Source organism: Paraglaciecola sp. 2405UD69-4 (genome assembly GCF_047525415.1).
Classification (GTDB): Bacteria; Pseudomonadota; Gammaproteobacteria; order Enterobacterales; family Alteromonadaceae; genus Paraglaciecola.
In genome coordinates this window covers 1-18,541 of sequence record NZ_JBLIXM010000011.1, presented here as the reverse complement: position 1 = coordinate 18,541, position 18,541 = coordinate 1, and the positions used below count along the sequence as shown (strand labels likewise).

At 41.1% G+C, this 18,541-nt stretch carries 22 protein-coding genes; 14 read left to right on the top strand and 8 right to left on the bottom strand.

The genetic code is table 11. The features are described from left to right. Positions 1 to 5 precede the first annotated feature (5 nt). Entirely contained in the window at positions 6 to 497 is a 492-nt protein-coding gene (locus ACMUMK_RS18850; protein WP_414702701.1) for a DUF7000 family protein, read from the top strand. A 254-nt stretch (positions 498 to 751) separates the two neighbouring features. Here the strand turns inward: ACMUMK_RS18850 and ACMUMK_RS18845 are convergent, their stop codons facing one another. After that, the gene (locus ACMUMK_RS18845) at positions 752 to 1,351 is read right to left on the bottom strand and encodes a LysE/ArgO family amino acid transporter (protein WP_414702700.1); all 600 of its coding nucleotides are present in this window, start codon (positions 1,349 to 1,351) and stop codon (positions 752 to 754) included. 139 nt (positions 1,352 to 1,490) lie between these two features. Here ACMUMK_RS18845 and ACMUMK_RS18840 point away from each other — a divergent pair, with 139 nt between their 5' ends. From ACMUMK_RS18840 to ACMUMK_RS18830, 3 genes are all read left to right on the top strand, one after another. Beyond that, positions 1,491 to 2,375, top strand: a complete 885-nt coding sequence (locus ACMUMK_RS18840) for a LysR family transcriptional regulator ArgP (protein ID WP_414702699.1) — start codon at positions 1,491 to 1,493, stop codon at positions 2,373 to 2,375. Positions 2,376 to 2,417: 42 nt separating this feature from the next. Next, entirely contained in the window at positions 2,418 to 2,786 is a 369-nt protein-coding gene (locus ACMUMK_RS18835; RefSeq protein ID WP_414702698.1) for a VOC family protein, read from the top strand. 162 nt (positions 2,787 to 2,948) lie between these two features. Continuing rightward, positions 2,949 to 3,440, top strand: coding sequence for a DUF3750 domain-containing protein (locus tag ACMUMK_RS18830; protein WP_414702711.1), 492 nt, complete (start codon positions 2,949 to 2,951; stop codon positions 3,438 to 3,440). On the opposite strand, the gene ACMUMK_RS18825 is transcribed toward ACMUMK_RS18830, so the two are convergent. The 6 genes from ACMUMK_RS18825 to ACMUMK_RS18800 all read right to left on the bottom strand — a co-directional run bounded on the left by ACMUMK_RS18825 (position 3,437) and on the right by ACMUMK_RS18800 (position 8,119). Continuing rightward, positions 3,437 to 4,351: a DMT family transporter gene (locus tag ACMUMK_RS18825; protein WP_414702697.1), complete on the bottom strand. Its 915-nt coding sequence runs from the start codon at positions 4,349 to 4,351 to the stop codon at positions 3,437 to 3,439. The two genes, ACMUMK_RS18830 and ACMUMK_RS18825, sit on opposite strands and share 4 nt — an antisense overlap. A 125-nt stretch (positions 4,352 to 4,476) precedes the next feature. Beyond that, entirely contained in the window at positions 4,477 to 5,184 is a 708-nt protein-coding gene (locus ACMUMK_RS18820) for a helix-turn-helix domain-containing protein (protein WP_414702696.1), read from the bottom strand. A gap of 72 nt (positions 5,185 to 5,256) precedes the next feature. Then, positions 5,257 to 6,042 carry a type I methionyl aminopeptidase gene (map, locus tag ACMUMK_RS18815; protein ID WP_414702695.1) on the bottom strand — a complete coding sequence of 262 codons (786 nt, stop codon included), beginning with the start codon at positions 6,040 to 6,042 and terminating at the stop codon, positions 5,257 to 5,259. Continuing rightward, entirely contained in the window at positions 6,035 to 6,241 is a 207-nt protein-coding gene (locus ACMUMK_RS18810; RefSeq protein WP_414702694.1) for a ParD-like family protein, read from the bottom strand. Before ACMUMK_RS18810 ends, map begins: the two co-directional genes overlap by 8 nt. Positions 6,242 to 6,433: 192 nt before the next feature. Next, a complete protein-coding gene (locus tag ACMUMK_RS18805) occupies positions 6,434 to 7,294 on the bottom strand; it encodes a spondin domain-containing protein (RefSeq protein ID WP_414702693.1) in 861 nt (286 codons plus the stop codon). 15 nt (positions 7,295 to 7,309) lie between these two features. Then, positions 7,310 to 8,119 (bottom strand): spondin domain-containing protein, encoded by an 810-nt coding sequence (locus ACMUMK_RS18800; protein ID WP_414702692.1) that lies wholly within the window; start codon positions 8,117 to 8,119, stop codon positions 7,310 to 7,312. A gap of 375 nt (positions 8,120 to 8,494) precedes the next feature. On the opposite strand from ACMUMK_RS18800, the gene ACMUMK_RS18795 reads away from it, so the two are divergent. The 7 genes from ACMUMK_RS18795 (at position 8,495) to ACMUMK_RS18765 (ending at position 15,260) form a co-directional block, all read left to right on the top strand. Further along, entirely contained in the window at positions 8,495 to 9,226 is a 732-nt protein-coding gene (locus ACMUMK_RS18795) for a response regulator (protein ID WP_414702691.1), read from the top strand. A 72-nt stretch (positions 9,227 to 9,298) separates the two neighbouring features. Then, entirely contained in the window at positions 9,299 to 9,496 is a 198-nt protein-coding gene (locus ACMUMK_RS18790) for a DUF2065 family protein (RefSeq protein ID WP_414702690.1), read from the top strand. A 119-nt stretch (positions 9,497 to 9,615) separates the two neighbouring features. Beyond that, the gene (locus ACMUMK_RS18785; protein ID WP_414702710.1) at positions 9,616 to 10,914 is read left to right on the top strand and encodes an adenylosuccinate synthase; all 1,299 of its coding nucleotides are present in this window, start codon (positions 9,616 to 9,618) and stop codon (positions 10,912 to 10,914) included. Between the two features lie 138 nt (positions 10,915 to 11,052). Beyond that, complete coding sequence (locus ACMUMK_RS18780) at positions 11,053 to 12,090, top strand: energy transducer TonB (RefSeq protein WP_414702689.1); 1,038 nt, start codon at positions 11,053 to 11,055, stop codon at positions 12,088 to 12,090. Positions 12,091 to 12,195: 105 nt separating this feature from the next. Beyond that, a complete protein-coding gene (locus ACMUMK_RS18775) occupies positions 12,196 to 13,605 on the top strand; it encodes an aldehyde dehydrogenase family protein (protein ID WP_414702688.1) in 1,410 nt (469 codons plus the stop codon). 198 nt (positions 13,606 to 13,803) lie between these two features. Continuing rightward, positions 13,804 to 14,271 (top strand): Dps family protein, encoded by a 468-nt coding sequence (locus tag ACMUMK_RS18770; RefSeq protein WP_414702687.1) that lies wholly within the window; start codon positions 13,804 to 13,806, stop codon positions 14,269 to 14,271. Between the two features lie 14 nt (positions 14,272 to 14,285). Continuing rightward, positions 14,286 to 15,260, top strand: coding sequence for a hypothetical protein (locus ACMUMK_RS18765; protein ID WP_414702686.1), 975 nt, complete (start codon positions 14,286 to 14,288; stop codon positions 15,258 to 15,260). Positions 15,261 to 15,310: 50 nt separating this feature from the next. On the opposite strand, the gene ACMUMK_RS18760 is transcribed toward ACMUMK_RS18765, so the two are convergent. After that, positions 15,311 to 15,976: a YitT family protein gene (locus ACMUMK_RS18760; RefSeq protein ID WP_414702685.1), complete on the bottom strand. Its 666-nt coding sequence runs from the start codon at positions 15,974 to 15,976 to the stop codon at positions 15,311 to 15,313. A 1,227-nt stretch (positions 15,977 to 17,203) separates the two neighbouring features. Between ACMUMK_RS18760 and ACMUMK_RS18755 the strand changes: the two genes are divergently transcribed. The 3 genes from ACMUMK_RS18755 (at position 17,204) to ACMUMK_RS18745 (ending at position 18,257) form a co-directional block, all read left to right on the top strand. After that, on the top strand, positions 17,204 to 17,728 hold the full coding sequence (locus tag ACMUMK_RS18755) for a transposase (protein ID WP_414702684.1): 525 nt from the start codon (positions 17,204 to 17,206) through the stop codon (positions 17,726 to 17,728). A 131-nt stretch (positions 17,729 to 17,859) separates the two neighbouring features. Continuing rightward, on the top strand, positions 17,860 to 18,096 hold the full coding sequence (locus ACMUMK_RS18750) for a transposase (protein WP_414702709.1): 237 nt from the start codon (positions 17,860 to 17,862) through the stop codon (positions 18,094 to 18,096). Further along, the gene (locus ACMUMK_RS18745; protein ID WP_414702683.1) at positions 18,096 to 18,257 is read left to right on the top strand and encodes a hypothetical protein; all 162 of its coding nucleotides are present in this window, start codon (positions 18,096 to 18,098) and stop codon (positions 18,255 to 18,257) included. Before ACMUMK_RS18750 ends, ACMUMK_RS18745 begins: the two co-directional genes overlap by 1 nt. Positions 18,258 to 18,541 lie beyond the last annotated feature (284 nt).

Here is an 18,541-nt window from a genome sequence, read left to right as displayed (position 1 = left end):
ATGGCATGTCAAAACAAAGTTTAACTGCACGTATTCCAGCCTACAAACAGGCCTTTGCCAGTGGAGAAATTCAAAAAACCTACCAAAGTTTAGTTGGCATAGTGCAAACCCTCAGAACAGAGTTTCATCAAAAATATAAAGGTGAAATGTCAGTTGCCAATGTACTACATGGTTACATTGACTTTACTTACTTTTATTTGCAAAACGATTACCTTAAACAGCGCAAACTCAAATTAGCCATTGTCTTTAATCATCAGCAGGCACAGTTTGAACTCTGGTTACTTGGGCAAACAAAAGATGTGCAGCTTAGTTATTGGCAAAAGCTAAGAGATGTAAAGTGGGTAGATAAAGAGGTCATGCCAGAGTATTCAATTTTTGAAATTACGCTGCTCTCAACCCCTGATTTTGATGATACCGACAAGCTGTCGGCGTGTATTCACAGTGAGTTTACGACTTTGACTAGTGAGATTTTTGAAACCTTGCTAGCCTATGAGTAAAGGCCAATGATAACTACTGTTTTGAAGATTCGTTGTAGTGATTTATGGGAGTAGTACCTGCGCTTTTACGCCTCTTTCGTATTGTTGACATTAAGTCTGATGGCGACATCTCAAGTGTCTAGCTTACAGTCCGATGATCTAAATGGGGTCTTTATCGCTCTTTAAAAAGCAAACATATGTTGGCCAATAGGCAAGACTCAATACGCTTTGCTAACTTCACCGTGACAAAACACTGAGCATCAAAAACAATTGAATTAGGCCATGGTCCAAAGCTGTAGTGCTATGAATATTAGAATGATGGCCATTAAACTATCAAATATTCTCCAGCGTGTTGGTGAGCTAAGTAACACTTTTAGTTTTGGGGCAAAAGCCGCAAGGCTGCCAAACCAAAAGATAGAAGCTACGCAAGCTCCCACTGCAAATAAAGCCGGGCTGGGCTGTAAAGCCCCTAGGCTTCCTAGTAATACCACAGTGTCTAAGTAAACATGTGGGTTCAATAAACATATGGCAAAAGCTGCAAGGGCAGTCACTTGCCAATTTTTTGCCTTACTTTTCTGAAGTTTTAAACCAGAATTACCTCTAATTGCACGCATTGCAGAACCAAATGCTATGTATAAGAGTACCGCCACACCTGCATAGGTTAACCAAGGTATAAGTGATGGCATCAGTAGTTTAATTTCGTTGGCCGAAAATACTCCTACTATGATCAGTAAGGCATCACAAAAAATACATACCAGAGCAATGACTAAACGGTTGGCGCCCGACATACACTGACTCAAGACCCATACATTTTGCGCCCCAATGGCGACAATCAAACTCAAGCCAAGCATGATCCCAGAAAAAAAAGAGCCCATTTAAATCCTATATTTAATTGTGTGGTACATAGGGCAAGGAGTTAACCCGCTGCACCCGGAAGATGTCAATGACAGCAATGATATCTTCTGTATCATTAGTAGTATAATGAATATAAATCCTGCTACATGAATTAAAATCATGATTGATTATCAACTTTTACAAGCATTATCTGCTGTTATAACTGAGAAAGGCTTTGAGAAAGCCTCTAAAAAACTCTTTATCACGCAGTCTGCTGTGAGCAGAAGAATACGCCAGCTTGAGTCAATTCTAGGAGAGCCAGTTTTAGTGCGCTCGCAACCTCCTAAACTAACCCTAACTGGGCAAAGGTTGTTGAATCACTTACAGCAAGTTATGCAGTTAGAGGTGGCGTTAGGCATGACGAGTATTGCTGAAGACTCACATTACGACAAACCGCTAACAGTGCGTCTTGCTGTTAATGCCGATTCTCTCGCAACTTGGTTGCCAGAGGCTTTAGCTGTGCCAGAGTCTTCTGTGGTAGGTAAGTTGAAGTTTGAGCTGGTGGTAGAAGATCAGTCTATAACCTTAAATAGAATGAAAGCAGGTGAAGTGATGATATGTATATCCTCTAACCCAGAGCCTGTGAATGGCGGCTCGGTTGATAGGTTAGGGGCGCTGCCGTATAAGGCGGTAGCAAGCCCGGATTTTGTACAAAAATACGGATTTGATGCAGACTTATCGCAACTGCCATGTCTAGTGTTTGATGAAAACGATACCTTGCAGCATGATTTTCTAGAAGACTTTAAGTACGGGGACCCTAAATACATTCATTCGTGCCCATCTTCTGAGGGCTTCAAACAAATGATAGTGGCTGGGCTCGGGTACGGTTTATTACCAGAGTTACAAATTGGAAATTCACTAAATAACGGTGAATTAGTAGACTTAAAACCTAATTATGTAATAGAAACCCCATTGTTTTGGCATTATTGGCACACCGAAAGCCCTCAGCTAAAGGCGCTCCGAGAACATGCTTTGCGCATTGCCAAACAAAAACTTAAACACTAAATACGCAAAATTATAGTTTGCTTAATCACGAAGGAAGACAAGTTGAATCTAAACCAAGTTACCTTACCGGTGGCAGATATGCCCCAAGCCGTTAGTTTTTATAAAACGTTAGGATTTAATCAAATAGTAGACACCCCCCATTATGCTAGGTTTGAATGCCCAGAGGGTGAGTCTACATTTTCACTAGCCTTAGAGCAGAGCCCTGAAAATGGCGCAGTGATCTACTTTGAACATCAAGCTTTAGATGCATGGGTAGAACAATTAATTGCCAAGGGGATAGAGTTTAAGCAGTTACCTACAGATCAGAGTTACCTTTGGCGAGAAGCTATTTTATTTGACCCATCTGGCAATAAAATTAAGCTGTACTGGGCTGGAGAAAGCCGACTTAACCCACCATGGCGGGTAAATTAAGCCCTGTTTACTGATAAGACCTTTAGGGCTGGAGTACATGAAATATATATGCCTGTCACTTGGTCTAATTGATCAACAAGCTAGAGATATGACCTTTATCAAATGTGTGCAATAGGATTAAGATTGAAAAAAATATTCGTATTAACTTTACTACTAGGGCTTATGGTAGCTTGCACAAATACTGATTGGCGTGAAGCTAGTCGCGAACCTGCAGGCTTAGCGGTAGATCCAGCCACCACTAAAGAAGCTGTGATTGAGTTTTATGCCGCTGATGCCTTTAGCTGGCGAGGATGGTTTGCAGTACATACATGGATTGCCATTAAGCCAGAAGAAGCAGCTGAATATACAGTTTATGAGGTTGTAGGCTGGCGAGTAAAACGTGGCTTACCTGCTTTAAAACAATATCAAACCACAACACCAGACCGCTATTGGTATGGTGCAAAGCCTGATAAAGTCTTATCAATTCAGGGGGATAAAGCGTCTCGTTTAATACCTGAAGTAACAGCTGCGATAGCTCGTTACCCTTGGGCGAATGAATACACCTTATTTCCTGGGCCAAACAGTAATACCTTCCCGCAATGGGTGGGGTTACAAGTCCCTGAGTTAGAGTTGGAACTACCTTTTAGAGCAATTGGTAGTGGTTATGCAGATTAGGCCTTGTTGACCTTTGGTGGAACTTTTAACATTTGTAAAACTAAGCATATGGCGATGAAAAACATACCCACCCAGCCAATCAAGCTGAAGGTTTCACCAACAATGACTATGGCTAAAAGCGTGGCAATTACCGGCTCTATTAAGGTGATCAGCGTTGCTGTGCTTACGTCGAGATGGCGAAGTCCATAGCCAAATAATAGATATCCAAAAAACATAGGGATCACAGCCATATATAAAGCAACTAGCGTGTTATTGTAATTTGCGAAAAGGTTATCAGCAGTAAAATACAATGAGGGCAATAACAGGGTGGCGGCTAGGCCAAACATGCTAGCGACAGCTGATTGTGAGCTAATGTTGTTAGTTATCATTTGCTTGGCAGCCCAAGAATAAGTGGCATAGGTAAGGCCCGCTAACAGACCTAAAAGTATCCCTAAATATTGTGTATTCGAGCTAATTTCTAAGGTGGTACTTGCATGCTTACCTGACGCAATAAAAAATACGCCAATAACGCCTATTATAAAACTTACGGTCCATTGTAATTTTATTGGTTTGTGATTAATTAGACGCTCTAGTAAAACTGAAAAAAGCGGTGCCGAGGCTATGGATATGACAGTACCAATGGCTACTCCAGAGTATTTCATAGACATATAAAATGCTAATGGATAAATAGCTATTGCCAAACCGCCAATGACTAAATAGCTTGATTTTGCTTGTATTGCTTTATATTCCCTACAAACATTTTTATATCCACTCAATAACAGTAATACTCCGCCAAACCCCATCGAGAAAGCTCCAACAGCAAGGGGGCTAACATCGGGAGTAAAGCTTGCTGCAGTGCCAGTTGTGCCCCAGAACAAGCTGGCAATAATAATACTTATAATGGCGGTAGTAACTTGGTTTACTTTTAACATAGGGAGTTTTACTAGGTTGTGGTGTTAGTTCGAATGTGTTTACTAGTTTAAGCCATAAACATTTTAAATATTTTGCAGATAAGACGCTTTTATAGTCTAAATAGACGTAAATAGAGTGACGAAGCTCATCCTAGTAATTTAGAAGGTGAGAGTCCAAAGTGCAGTGAAAAACGTCTACTGAATGCCGTGTAATCTGTATAGCCAACCTGTTCCGCAACTTGTTGTGGCGGATAATCAGTGTGAATTAATAATGCTTGGGCTTTTTCCATGCGCTGGTTAATCAGGTATTGCATAGGAGTTAGCTCAAGTTGTTGTTTAAACAGCTTTTTAAATTGGGTAGGGCTAAGGCAAGCGATAGTAGCGAGTTGTGGCACAGACAAAGGGCTGGCGATATTTTTATCTATGTATTCAAGTGCTGCTCTGATCCTATGTTCTACTTGTTTTAAGGGCCGCTGCTCGCTAAGCAAGGCAAAAAATGTTTGGTAGCAGATATCCTCAAGATCACTGTTTACTTGATATTCTAACTGCGCCTCTACAAATTTAAGGTAATGTAATAAAGGCCCATTAATCGCAAAAGCAGTAGAATGGGATCCATCAATGTTCGCAGGTAATATGGACATGTCTGCCACCACAAACCTTGCCTCAGACTTAGCTGTAAAATGATGCAAGCTTTGGGCTTTGATGACGACGCATTCGCCCGGTGCGACTTTGCCATTAAACTCACCTACTTCAATCTCTATGACACCCCTGAGGGGCAATACTATTTGATGAAAGTCATGGGTATGCTTAACTTTTTGGCGGCTGTAAGAGCGAATAGATAAGGTGCTTGGCATAGTTAGGTACTAGCTTTGTAAGGTTGCTCTGATAAAAATAATACAGCCGCCAAGCAAATACTAGTCGGGACGTTAAACAAGGTCTGGCAATGTTTCTTCGTTTCTAAGGGTTAGTACTTCATAACCTTTGTCTGTGACAAGGATAGTATGCTCCCATTGGGCAGAAAGTTTTTTGTCGCGGGTGATTACCGTCCAACCATCTTTCTTTTGCTTGGTTCGATATGAGCCTTGGTTAATCATAGGTTCAATCGTAAAAGTCATTCCCGCTCTTAGGGTTAATCCGGTATGAGGTTTTCCAAAATGTAAAATCTGAGGGTCTTCATGCATCTCTTGCCCTATCCCATGCCCGCAATACTCTCTCACTACGCTAAAGCCATGTTTTTCAGCGTAAGTTTGTATGGCGTGTCCTATATCTCCGGTTGTTGTGCCTGGTTTTACGCACTTAATACCTTGCCACATTGCTTCGTAAGTCACATCGACTAGCTTTTTCGCTATAGGTAATACTGCTCCCATAGTGTACATTTTACTGCTGTCGGCGATATATCCATTCTTTTCGAGGGTGATATCTATATTGACAATATCTCGTTCTTTTAGCTTTTTGGCGCTAGAAGGTACGCCATGACAAACCACTTCATTAATTGATGAGTTTAAGACGTACTGATAGCCATACTGACCTTTACTTGCTGGCCTAGACTGTAATTTAGTGACGATATAGTCTTCAACAAAGTCGTTAATCTCCATAGTAGACATGCCAACTTTGATTACCTTATCTAACGCCGCAAAAACTTGCGCCAGCAATTTGCCTGACTCTCGCATTAGCTGTATTTCTTGTGGTGTTTTTATAAGGACATTACTCATTAACTAGCTTCACTGTGGTGACATTTTGGGTTTTCATTTCACGGCGCAAAATCTCCTCATAGGTTAAGGTAGGATTTTGTTCAGCTAATCTGCCTATTTTTAGCCAGAACTCTGCTTGAGAGTTGATAGAGCGCTCCATGACAGAGCTATTTTTACGTACTTCTTCGTGAAGTGCGTCTGATATTTTAACTATACCCATATTAATTTATATTCAATGTGTAGTGATATGTAGCATATCGTATTGTGCTTGTTTTTCCTAATGGTTGTTTTAGAGCTATTGAATATGCGTTGAATGAATTTACTTTTTGGGACTTAAAAAATAAAAAAGCCGCAGTGAATGCGGCTTTTGGGTTATATAGCATGTCATTACTGACACATGTGCTGTGATAAATTATCGAGTACGAGTAATGGTAATCTTAGCACTGATGCTAGAGAATCTATGCTCTTCACCTAATACTGAATCACTTAAACCTTCTAAACTAGCGTCAGTGGCATTAGCATTAGTCACTACACCAGGGTGAAAATGAACTAAATTAAACAAGTCATCTCGCTCTGCATTAAAGGCTGCAGCATCACCACCGCCACCAAGAGCTTGGGACGCAGGGCCAGGAATTGTATCAATAGTTTCCGTATTTGCTTCTGTACCAGCATCCCAAGTAGGAGCCATAAATGATGATGACTGACCAACAGTCATGTTGCTAACATCTACCGCATTTAAACCAGTAAAAGCATCATTGGTGTTACCTAACATAGAGGCGACTGTTAAATACAGGTTATCCACGTCAGAGGTCGGTACTATTAGCGTTTGCTCTTCACCTATTTCTTTTGGAAACACTGGTGCACCAGATGAAACAGAATCTATATGATAATTTGTAGCAGCAACGGCTTCTTCTAAAAGAGTATCAGGGTTGCCACTTTCAGCTGTTATCTCAAGACCTAAACTGGCAGCTTCACCATCAACAAAGGCGTGGTAACCAGGTTCATGTAGAATGATTGCAGCCGCTCCCAAAGGTTGTCCAAAGGTTGCATTAGTAATTTGCACTGTATAAACAGCTGAAGTACCACTAGAACCATCTTGGCCATCGACACCATCAGCGCCATCTTGTCCGTCGACTCCATCTACACCGTCAACACCATTGATGCCGTCAGCGCCTGCAGGCCCCGCAGGTCCTGTTTTTCCGTCATCAGCACAACCAGCAGCTAATGCCATAAGCAAAGCTAAGGTACTAAATTTTAAAATGTTATTTTTCATAATTTGCTCCTGAAATTAAGATGCTGGAACAACAATTGTCACGCGAGCTACTGGGTTTAACCAGCGATGCGCTGTTGAGTCTAGATCACTGGCACCAGCAGTTGTGCTAGTGTCACCTAAAATACCGCGGTGAATATGTACTGGGCCATCTGTGCCGTCTTCAACTTCACCAGCTACAATTTGTACCGCTACACCTGTACCACCAGTTCCTACTTCTACTGGAGATGCACCTACACCAGCAACACCAGGCAGACCATATCCACCAAGCGCATTACCTGTTCCTGCTTCTACAACGTCAGTACGAGTACTGTTAAGTTCATCGTTAAGTTCAGTACCAGCATCATAGGCGTGTATCGTATAAGTATAGGTTCCAGCTTCGGTTGGAATTTCAATGCTGTCTAAACCTAAAAATGCATCGTTGGTAGGAACTAACATAGATAGTAAAGATAAGTACGGGTAATCTAACGTTTCAAATGGGTAGCTTACTGAAGTTGAAGGAGCAACCAAGCCACCAAATCTATGCCAAGTATTTGTACCATTATCTACGTCTGCAGCACCTAACATAGCTTCAAAATTTTGACCTGAAGAGTCTGCATTTTGTTCATCATCTATTACTCCAGCTTCTGCTAACCAAGCTAATGCGGTAGAAGCTTCTGTACCTAGCTCAAATGTGTCGACTTCAGCTGTATGCGCCACTACTAAGCGTGGAGTAAATGACTGAGCATGAGTCAAGTTGGTAATAGTAATATCTAGTTCTACAGCGTTAGCCACGCCAGATGCAGCAAATGCCAAAAAAGCTGCGGATGCAAGTTTAGTCAATTTCATTTCGTTATCCTCGATAAATTAAATAAGTTAATGACCCTACAGATCATTTTTGGGTGCTTGTTAAAACGAGAACAAAGATAAAGTTATCCATCAAACTGATCCTCACAGAAATATCACAATTTATTTACGAAATTATTCTTTGTGAATTTTTATCTATGAAACAGCTAGAAGAAATCGTTTAGGGATTTAAAAGACAGCTCACATTGAATCCCACGTAGACAATTGTGAAGGAAGGTAATCTTCATAAAATAGTTGAATTTTCGTGATAATTTCATGATAAGTCTTGGCGTATACTATATTGCTAAGAAATAATTTTTGTTAAGGTACAAATTGATACCTCAACTTGTTACCCCTTACAATTAATGGAGTTACCTAATGTCTGATAGCGTACTAATAGTTGAAGACGATCGAGATATTGCAGAATTAATAAGTGTGAATTTGCAAGAGTTAGGTGTTGAGGTAAGCATTCAAGAGAATGGTGCCGAAGCCTTAGCACTTGCGTTAGAGAACGACTATTCGCTATTAATCCTTGATGTCATGTTACCGGAAGTAAGTGGTTTAGATATTTGCCGTCAGGTCCGTGATAAAAAGCCTTCACAAGCCATCATAATGTTAACAGCTAAAAGCTCAGAGACCGACCGTGTATTAGGGTTAGAGTTAGGCGCAGATGATTACATGACTAAGCCTTTTAGTGCCAGAGAACTCCAAGCTAGAGTGAGATCTCAACTACGCAAGGTACATGTAATGCAAACTGCAAGTACTCAGTCTTTTGCCCCTGCAGATGAAAAGATTTTAACTATCGGTAGTTTACAGATAAATCAAAAAAACCATCAAGTGGTGTTAGCAGATAACACTCTTGAATTAACAGCAACTGAATTTGAATTACTTCATCATTTAGCCAGTCACCCAAATCAAGTGTTTAATCGCAGCCAGCTGTTAGAAACTGTTTGGGGATATCACCACAGCGGTTATGAGCATACTGTAAACTCTCATATAAATAGGCTGCGGGCTAAAATAGAAGCGGATGCTGCTTCCCCTCAAATAGTGCAGACGGTATGGGGAGTAGGCTATAAGTTTAATCCTGAAGGTGTGGTTAACAATATTTAATCGTCTCTGGTTGGGTTTAGTCCCTACAATGGTATAACCTGTGCCGGTCTTTATGTTACCGAGCATGTAATTATGAGTTATACCTTGACCGAGGCTTTGTTAATCGCACTGGCTGCTGTTTTAGTGATAGAGGGAATTGGACCAATGTTGTTCACAAAAAAGTGGCAGCAGTACTTGTTATTAATTTCACTACAGCCACTAAATCAGTTAAAAACAACAGGGGGCGTTTTAGTGACAATTGGTTTAGTAAGCTTGCTTTACCTTATCTAAGGCTTTTTTATCTAGTCATATTTCCGATAAATTGATTATAAGCTGCACGATTTAGCTATTTAGCTAACGCATGTTTTTTGATAGAATCCCCGCCTAATTTTTCTGACCTATTCAATTCCATGGCTAAAAATGTTGTTGTACTCGGAACCCAATGGGGTGACGAGGGTAAAGGTAAGGTTGTTGATCTTCTGACAGATCAGGCAACGTATGTAGTGCGTTATCAAGGAGGCCACAACGCGGGTCATACTCTGGTAATTGACGGCGAAAAAACAGTACTTCACTTAATACCTTCTGGCATTTTGCGTGAAAACGTAACATGCGTTATCGGTAATGGCGTAGTACTAAGCCCAGAGGCACTTCTTAAAGAAACCGCAATGCTCGAAGAACGTGGCGTCCCTGTTAAAGAGCGGTTACGTATCAGTGAAGCCTGCCCTTTAATCTTGCCATATCATATCGAACTAGATGTAGCCCGCGAAAAAGCACGTGGGAACAAAGCAATTGGCACAACAGGTCGCGGAATCGGACCTGCATACGAAGATAAGGTATCTCGTCGTGGTTTGCGTGTTGGTGATTTGTTTAATCCAGAAGACTTTGCTGTAAAGCTTAAAGAAATTCTTGAGTATCATAACTTTATGCTGACTAACTACTATAAAGTGGAGCCAGTAAGTTACGAAAAAGTCCTAGCAGACGCACTTGCAGTAGCTGATATTTTGAAAGCTATGGTAGTAGATGTCACAGACGTACTAGACAAAGCCCGCGAGCGTGGCGATTGTATTATGTTTGAAGGTGCCCAAGGTACTTTACTAGATATAGACCATGGTACTTACCCTTATGTAACTTCATCTAACACTACAGTAGGTGGTGTTGCCACTGGTGCGGGTTTTGGTCCGTTAAACCTTGATTATGTGTTAGGTATTGTTAAAGCCTATACCACTCGTGTTGGCTCAGGTCCTTTCCCAACTGAACTAGACTGTGAAGTTGGTCAACACTTAGGTGTTAAAGGTCATGAATTTGGTGCCACTACTGGACGTAAGCGTCGCACTGGTTGGTTTGATGCCGTTGCAATGAAGCGTGCTGTGCAAATCAACTCAATCACAGGTTTTTGTTTAACTAAGCTAGACGTACTTGATGGCCTTGAGAGCTTAAGCATTTGTACCGGCTACAAAGACAAGCAGGGCAATATCAGTGATGTACCGCCTATGGCCGCTGATGGCTACGAGTTAATCGAACCTGTATACGAGTCTATGCCAGGTTGGAGTGAAAACTCTTTTGGTGTGACCAATTATGACGAGTTACCTCAAGCGGCTAAGAATTATATTAAGCGCCTAGAAGAACTAACAGGTGTGCCAATTGATATTATTTCTACCGGCCCTGATAGAAACGAAACTATTGTATTACGTCACCCGTTTGATGCATAGTTAGTTAATACTTACTATTTAATAAGGCTGCCATGGGCAGCCTTTTTTGTATCTGCTTGTAAATTAGCCACAGAATATTGTGCGACTCCTATTACTTTGGTATTTTATTTACCGTATTAAGACAAACAGGGATTGCATGTGAAATACTCACTCTTAGGGTTATTAGTTTTACTTCTTTTTAGTCAGGCCGAAAGTTCTGAAAAAGCCGAAATCTTTGATACAGTCATTGCAGCTGAGCCCATTGAGCGCGTACCTCCCAAATATCCAATAAATGCTGCAAGGTTGAAGCAAGAAGGTTGGGTGCAAGTGAGCTTTGTGATTGGTGATGATGGTAAAGTGCTAGACCCGATAGTCACAGATTCTAGCGGCATTGCTAGTTTAGAAAAGGCAGCGTTGCGCTCTGTTGAAAAGTGGCAATATAGCCCCGCTACTCGAGACGGTGAAGCCATCGAACAGTGCCAAACTCGAGTACAACTAGACTTTACATTAGACAATAATAAAGAATCTGGCGTTCGTCGAAAATTTCGTAACAAGTATATAAAAATATCTAATGCCATTGCCGAGCAAGACTTTGAAAGTGCAGAGTTAGGTTTACAAGAATTTAAGGAAGATAAGTTATGGAATCGAACAGAGAGTGCTTGGTATTGGTTGTTAGATGCAAATTTCGCGAATGCGACGAAAGATAGCCACCGTGAATTAGCATCTAGTTTTCGAGGAGTGCTAAGTGGAGAAGATGCCTTAGGCACACAAAACTATCAGTATCTGCAATCTCGTTTGTTTATATTGCAACTACAAGATAACCAGTTTCCTGCTGCATTAGAAACCTATAAACATTTGCTTGAGTCGAAAAATGGTACTGAGGCTGCGAAACCTTTAGAGGCGTACGTAGCTAAAATTAAAGAAGTGCTAAATAGTGACCAACCAATTGCCCGAGCAGCCAGATTGCAGGGCAGCCGTAATTGGACCCATCAGCTAACTAGAAATAGCTTTTCCATGAATAATATTAACGGCCAGTTAGATGAAATGGAGATCCGTTGCGATAACAAGCGTTCTCGTAGCACCATAGCTAATGACTTGACATGGACGATCCCGAAAAGTTGGGGGCAATGTACTGTCTTTGTCAAAGGAACTGAAAACAGTAGTTTCACTCTAGTAGAGCAAGCTAATCAAGTGTGATTGGACTAAAAATCTTTGGTGGGCTATTCGTTAAGTCGTAAATTTCTTCTAGCTCACAATGTGGGTTAACATGGTTCTTAAATGTACTAGAGACACAAGTAAGCTATGTTAACCGACTCCTCTTCCGATAGATGCACCACCAACTTATCTCTTATTGGCCCTAAAGTTGAAGGCTTACGTCAGACCTTTGCTGCCGGCCATACAAAAAACATTGAGTGGCGCATAGCGCAGTTGCAACAAGTTAAAAAATTGGTTGTTGAACAGCAAGAGCCAATTTTATTGGCACTACAAAAAGACTTAGGTCGCTGTGATATGGAGTCATGGACTGCAGAGCTAGGGGGGGTGATAAGTGAAGTTGAGCATACAGTAAAGCATTTAAAAAAATGGATGAAGCCCCGTAAGGTTTCTACTCCTATTGTAGCCCACCCTGCTAGCAGTTATGTTCTGCCCGAACCCTTAGGCACTGTGCTGATTATTGGCGCTTGGAACTACCCTTTGCTATTAGTCTTAGGACCCTTAATAGCAGCTCTCAGTGCGGGTAATTGCGCTTTAATCAAACCATCAGAATTATCACCTAATATTTCAGCTCTTATGGCACTGCAGATTCCCAAATATTTAGATGAGCAAGCTGTTGTTGTCATTGAGGGGGCAGTAAATGAAACCTCTGAGCTACTTAAACATCGATTTGATCACATCATATACACAGGCGGTGAAGTGGTGGGTAAAATTGTGATGCGCGCAGCGGCGGAGTATTTAACTCCAGTTACCCTAGAGCTTGGTGGGAAAAGTCCTTGTATTGTTGATAGCAATACCAACCTTGAGGTAACGGCGTCACGGATTGTGTGGAGTAAATTTATGAACGCAGGGCAAACCTGTGTTGCTCCCGACTATGTATTGGTTGAAAAGTCTTTTGCCCCTCGTTTGATTGACGCCATAAAATCAAAAATTGAAGAGTTTTATGGCGCCAGTATTTCTGATAGCGATGATTATGCACGTATTGTCAATGCGCGGCACTTTACTCGCATTGTAAAATACCTTGAGGGGCACAATGTGGTGTATGGCGGCGAACACCAAGCTGAATCAAATTATATTCAACCCACTATAGTGCTGGATCCAGCTGAAGGCAGTCCATTAATGGAGCAGGAGATTTTTGGCCCTATTTTGCCCATCATCAGCCTTGAAAATATTCAGCAAGCCGTTTCTTTTGTGAATAAGAGAGCTAAACCTTTATCTTTATATTTATACACAAAAGATAAAGCATTTGAGAAGGCTGTATTACAGCAGACTAGTGCTGGTATGGTGGGAGTGAATGATGGCTTTATGTTTGCGACTAACCCCAACCTGCCTTTTGGTGGAGTCGGCTCAAGTGGTATGGGGGCCTACCATGGTAAAATTGGGTTTGATAATTTCAGCCACTTAAAAACAGTTATGAAACGCAGTTTTTGGTTTGATATTCCCCTAAGGTATCCACCTTTTACAGCAAGAAAATTTAAGCTCCTCAAAAAACTTTTGTAATGTAACTCAAAAGTTAAAGTTTGGACTTGTTGTATTTGTAAGCAAGCCCCATATAAACCTTAAGAGCTTAATATTTACACTTCTTAGTATGTCTTATTTCTTGATAGATTTTATAGGATGTAAAGTCCGCTTTTATTCTATGGCTAAAGTAAATTAAAAGGCTTATTCTTTTACCCAATCAAATAGGAGAGCAAAATCATGAGTTCAATTAATATTGGCATTAACGAAGAAGATAGAGAGACCATAGCCCAAGGATTGAAATGCCTATTAGCTGATTCTTACACCTTGTACCTTCAAACCCATAACTTTCACTGGAACGTAACCGGTGCGCAATTTCGAGAGTTACACCTTATGTTTGAAGAGCATTATACCGAATTGGCTGTGGCAGTAGATGACATTGCAGAGCGTATCCGTACCCTTGATGTTGCTGCACCTGGCACTTATAAAGAGTTTGCAAAACTAAGCTCAATTGCAGAAGTTGATGGAGTACCTACAGGTACTGAAATGGTAAAAATACTTTTAGCGGGTCATGAAGCGGTAGTTAAAACCTGTCGTAAAGTTTTAGTCTCTGCACAAAAAGCTGATGATGAGTCTTCTGCGGCCTTGGTGTCCGATAGAATGCGTATTCATGAGAAAACAGCTTGGATGTTACGAGCACTAGGATAAAGCTTAGAGTTTGTATGCTATTAACCCATAACATTGGGCGTCAATTTCAATGTATTAAACGGCTAAAGGTAGGCACATACCTTTGGCCGTTTGCTATTTTAGGCAGCTTATTTTTAAGCTCTGCTTATGGTGCTGAGTTTTCTGGGAAGCTAGATACGCAAGTTAGACTAGATGAACGTTCAAACCAAGACATTCGTTATCAGTATCGACTCAGAGCCTATCCCTCATTGTTATTTGGTGATGCTAACGTATGGAGCCTGAATGGGTTTTTAGCCACAGGAGACGCTTTTTCTTCTAGTCACAATACGTTTAATGACAGTGGCAATTCAGATTTGTACCTGCGCAGGCTTTTTGTGCGTTACGAGCAAGCTCAAGGTAAAACTGAGTTTGGCATTATTCCTACCTACAAAGGCAGAGTTTCTTCCACTGGCCTATCCAAAGATGGCTGGATAAAAGGTCTGCGTCATGTACAAAATTTTGCACAAGGTCAATTTGAGCTAGTGCTAGGTGAGCTAGAAAACACCCAAGCATCAGATGCAATTCACATTGGTAACCACTTAAACTTCTTTGAATTAGAGTATTCTGGAAAGGTTTACTCGGATCTATCCTTTGAAGTGAGCGCGGAGCATGTGTTAGGAGATGGTTTTTTATCTGGGGAGCTGCGCTATCAATCTGATCACCATGTAATTTACGCAACCGAATTAATACATAACCTGGCAACCAATAGTGCAAAGCTAGTGGCAAGTGCCACAGTTTCAATTAATGTGCTCAAGCAAGATCTAGATGTATTTACTTATTACAGTTATGTATCCGACCGTTTTGGCCCTAGAGCAGAGTTAACAGAAGATTTTTTGGCAACGGGTCATGGTGTTGCCCTTGAAGTAGAATCAGAGTTACAGTTTGTGCCTCTTGACTGGTTTGTAAAGCTCGAGGCTTACAAAGGCAATTCCCGTGCCCAATTAGGGCTAAAATACTCCACAACTTTTTAGAGTCTGCAACACCAAGCCATTCCCCTAATTTGTATTAGCTTGGGGTGAAGTTAAGAAGGTGGACTAGCATTGACTTGTGCTTTGGGTACGCTGTTTTTATCTATGTGCTCAGTACTGGTATAAGCTTGATAACGGCCAGGTTTATGATTAACCGCTACTAATAAGTTGAAGGTAATGGCACCTAGTAGTGACAAAAGCACTAAATCAATACTAAACAGTAACACTGATGAAAACAAAATGGTGGCGTCTACTACTAATCCAAAGTGCCCAGCACGGATATTAAAACGGTTTTGCAGATATAAGGCTAAGATCCCCAGTCCTCCTAGACTCGACTTGTGCCTAAACATAATCAACACACCCATTCCAATCATAATTCCACCTACTAGACTCGAAAAAAGCGGGTGTACGCTAGAGATGTCAATGAAGTCTCCCATTTTTTCTGTCATAACAGATATAACAGCAACAGAAATAAAAGTGTTTATGGTAAAGCGCTTGCTAAGGCGGGTCCAAGCTATGTAGTAAAAAGGAAGGTTGACTAAAAAAAATAACAAGCCAAAGCTTAGGCCAGAAAGTTGGTTAACTATAATGGCTACTCCAGCGGTACCACCTGTAAGTAAATTGTGCTCACCAAATAAGGTTAAGCCAAATGAGACTAATACACCTGCACAAAACAGTGCGATTACATCTTCATAGAATCTATGAGTTGGAAAATTCATAACCCTGTCTTTCATTTGAGTGGTATGTAAAGACGCGGATTTTACATGGCTAAAGTGAGTTTAGTTAGTTTATGAGGTACGACTGAGTAAGCTCAACTAGCTATTTTAGTAAGCTATAGTTTACGGTTTTCGAAGATTTTGTTAACACTGGGTTTTGATCTTGAAGGTGAAATTGGTTTGTATAGCCTGTTTTATCGGCAATTTAACGCAAATTCTATGGTTGAACCATTTACCCCAGACGCCAGTCAAATTACAGTAAATTCTCACTTACCAAAGGATCTAAAATAATGTCACATGTTGCCCCCCAAAAAATTCCACAGCAAGCATTTGATTGGTACGATGATTACGCCCATCACCCAAACACTATTTAAGCTAAATCGTTATTAAACACAAAAAACATGAGAATAGTTTCTCCATTATCGTAATGGCCTCCCTATCCATTTCTTACAAATAGAATAGCCAGAGTAGATGAAAATTTGTTTTGGTAAATACTTGAGACAATTAAATAGTGTTATCAAGTATCGATTAATTCTAATAGCTAGCGGTTAACCTTCAGCATTATGTACTTAAAACGATATCAAATCTGCCAGGCGTGAAAAATTGCTTTTCTGCCGGTATATTTGGCGTTTGCGGCATTTGCTCTCTAGTCAGTTTATTTCCGTATACATAGACCGGGTACTTACTATGGTGGTATCAAGAAGTCGTGGATAATCCCCTCATATTGAACCAAAGCATACTATTGCTTGGAACAATACGAGGCATATAACTGAACCAAAAAAACCATACAATTGTGCGAGTACATTAATGTTTGAAACTCGCACAGCCACGCCACTAGGTTTTGGTCGGGTTTGTACGTGGAGCGGACCTTGGCGCACTGTTTGCGAGCGACAGATAACAAGCGAGACTTGTTCAATTGCAGTCACTTGAGGTGTGCCAAATTTCGGTAACAAGTCCAGTAGCGAAGGTTTCAAAATTTCTGCAAACTATGCATAAAACTACTGACAAGGAATCCATTGCTCGCAAATAACACTCGTACCTATAAACGACATCGTCCAGAGCAGACATTACTGTAACAACTCTTTGAGCGACACTACCCTAAATTTAAAGAAATGCTGTCACAGCAAGATAAATCATTGCCATGTCATGTTGAAAAGGAATTTGATGAATTTCTTAAGTGCGGTCGCCTTGAACACGGATTTTTGCGCGTAGTATGAGATGACTGCAAGCATGAGAAACTGGTCGCTTTTAGTTGTAAAAAGAGAGTTTTCTGCCACAAGCTGTGGCGCTAGACGTATGGCTGAAAGCGCGAAACTTTTGGTGGACGATGTTTTACAGGGTTATCCTGTTCGTCAGTGGGTGCTGAGTTTACCCATACCATTGCGCCTACTGCTTGCTCGATACCCCAAAGAGCTAAGCAAAGTGATGCAAACCATCCACCGCGCCATCTCAACGGATATCATCCACCGCGCATGTTATCTAAAGAAACAAGCTAAGACAGAGGCTGTGACTTTTATCCAAAGATTTGGTAGTGCACTGTATCTTAACATTCACTTCCACATGCTATTTCTAGAAGGTGTGATCACACAAACGCAAGGCCAGACCAAATTCAAGCGCGTAGAAGCCCCTAGCCATAGTGTTATGGAGCGGATAGTGAACACTATCAGCCACCGTATCGCACAATATCTGGAAAAAGCAGGGCTGATCCAACGCGATATAGAAAACACTAGTCTAGATTTGCCGATTGATGATTAGGAGAGTTTGTTGGCATTGCAGGCTGCATTTGTCAATTATCGCATTGCAGTAGGAAAGGACTTTGGCAAAAAGGTATTCACCCTGCAAACATTACCAGCTAAAGATCTCAAAACTATGATCATTTAGCAAAGATATCTGGATTTAGCCTACATGCAGGGGTATTTGCATACTCAGATCAACCAGACAAACTAGAAAGGCTTTGTTGCTATATCGCAAGACCAGTAGTGAGTGAAAAACGCTTAAGCCTGACAACCACAGGTAATGTCAGATATGAACTCAAGACACCGTACACTGATGGTACCCCGGTGACCACTCAGCCCACGTCTTCTTTTCGCCGATTGATTTTATCTGTAAGCTGGCCGCTTTAGTGCCACCGCCTAGACTCAACCTTACTCGGTTTTATGGGGTATTCGCCCCCAATGCCAATGTTCGTGCAGAGGTCACGGCCTCAATACGTGGTAAGAACAGCCTTAGTTTAGTAGAACATCCGAAAGATTCAGATAAACCCTATCACGCCCGCAGAGGTTAAAAAGAGTATTCAATATTGACATTACAATTTGCGAAGCGTGTGAGAGCAACAATGTCAAAATAATCGCCTGCATTATAGAGCCTGACATCATCGCGAAGATATTAATGCATTTGGATAAGAATCGCCTCCTATTGCTGCCAACACATGCAGGGCACCACCACTTGTCTCGTCCTGAAATGTGTTTACACATTTAGGACTTATTATGACCAAGTCAAATAATACACCGCTTAAACGAACACAACGAGATTATTCATTAGGCTTTAAATTACAAATTGTCGACGCTG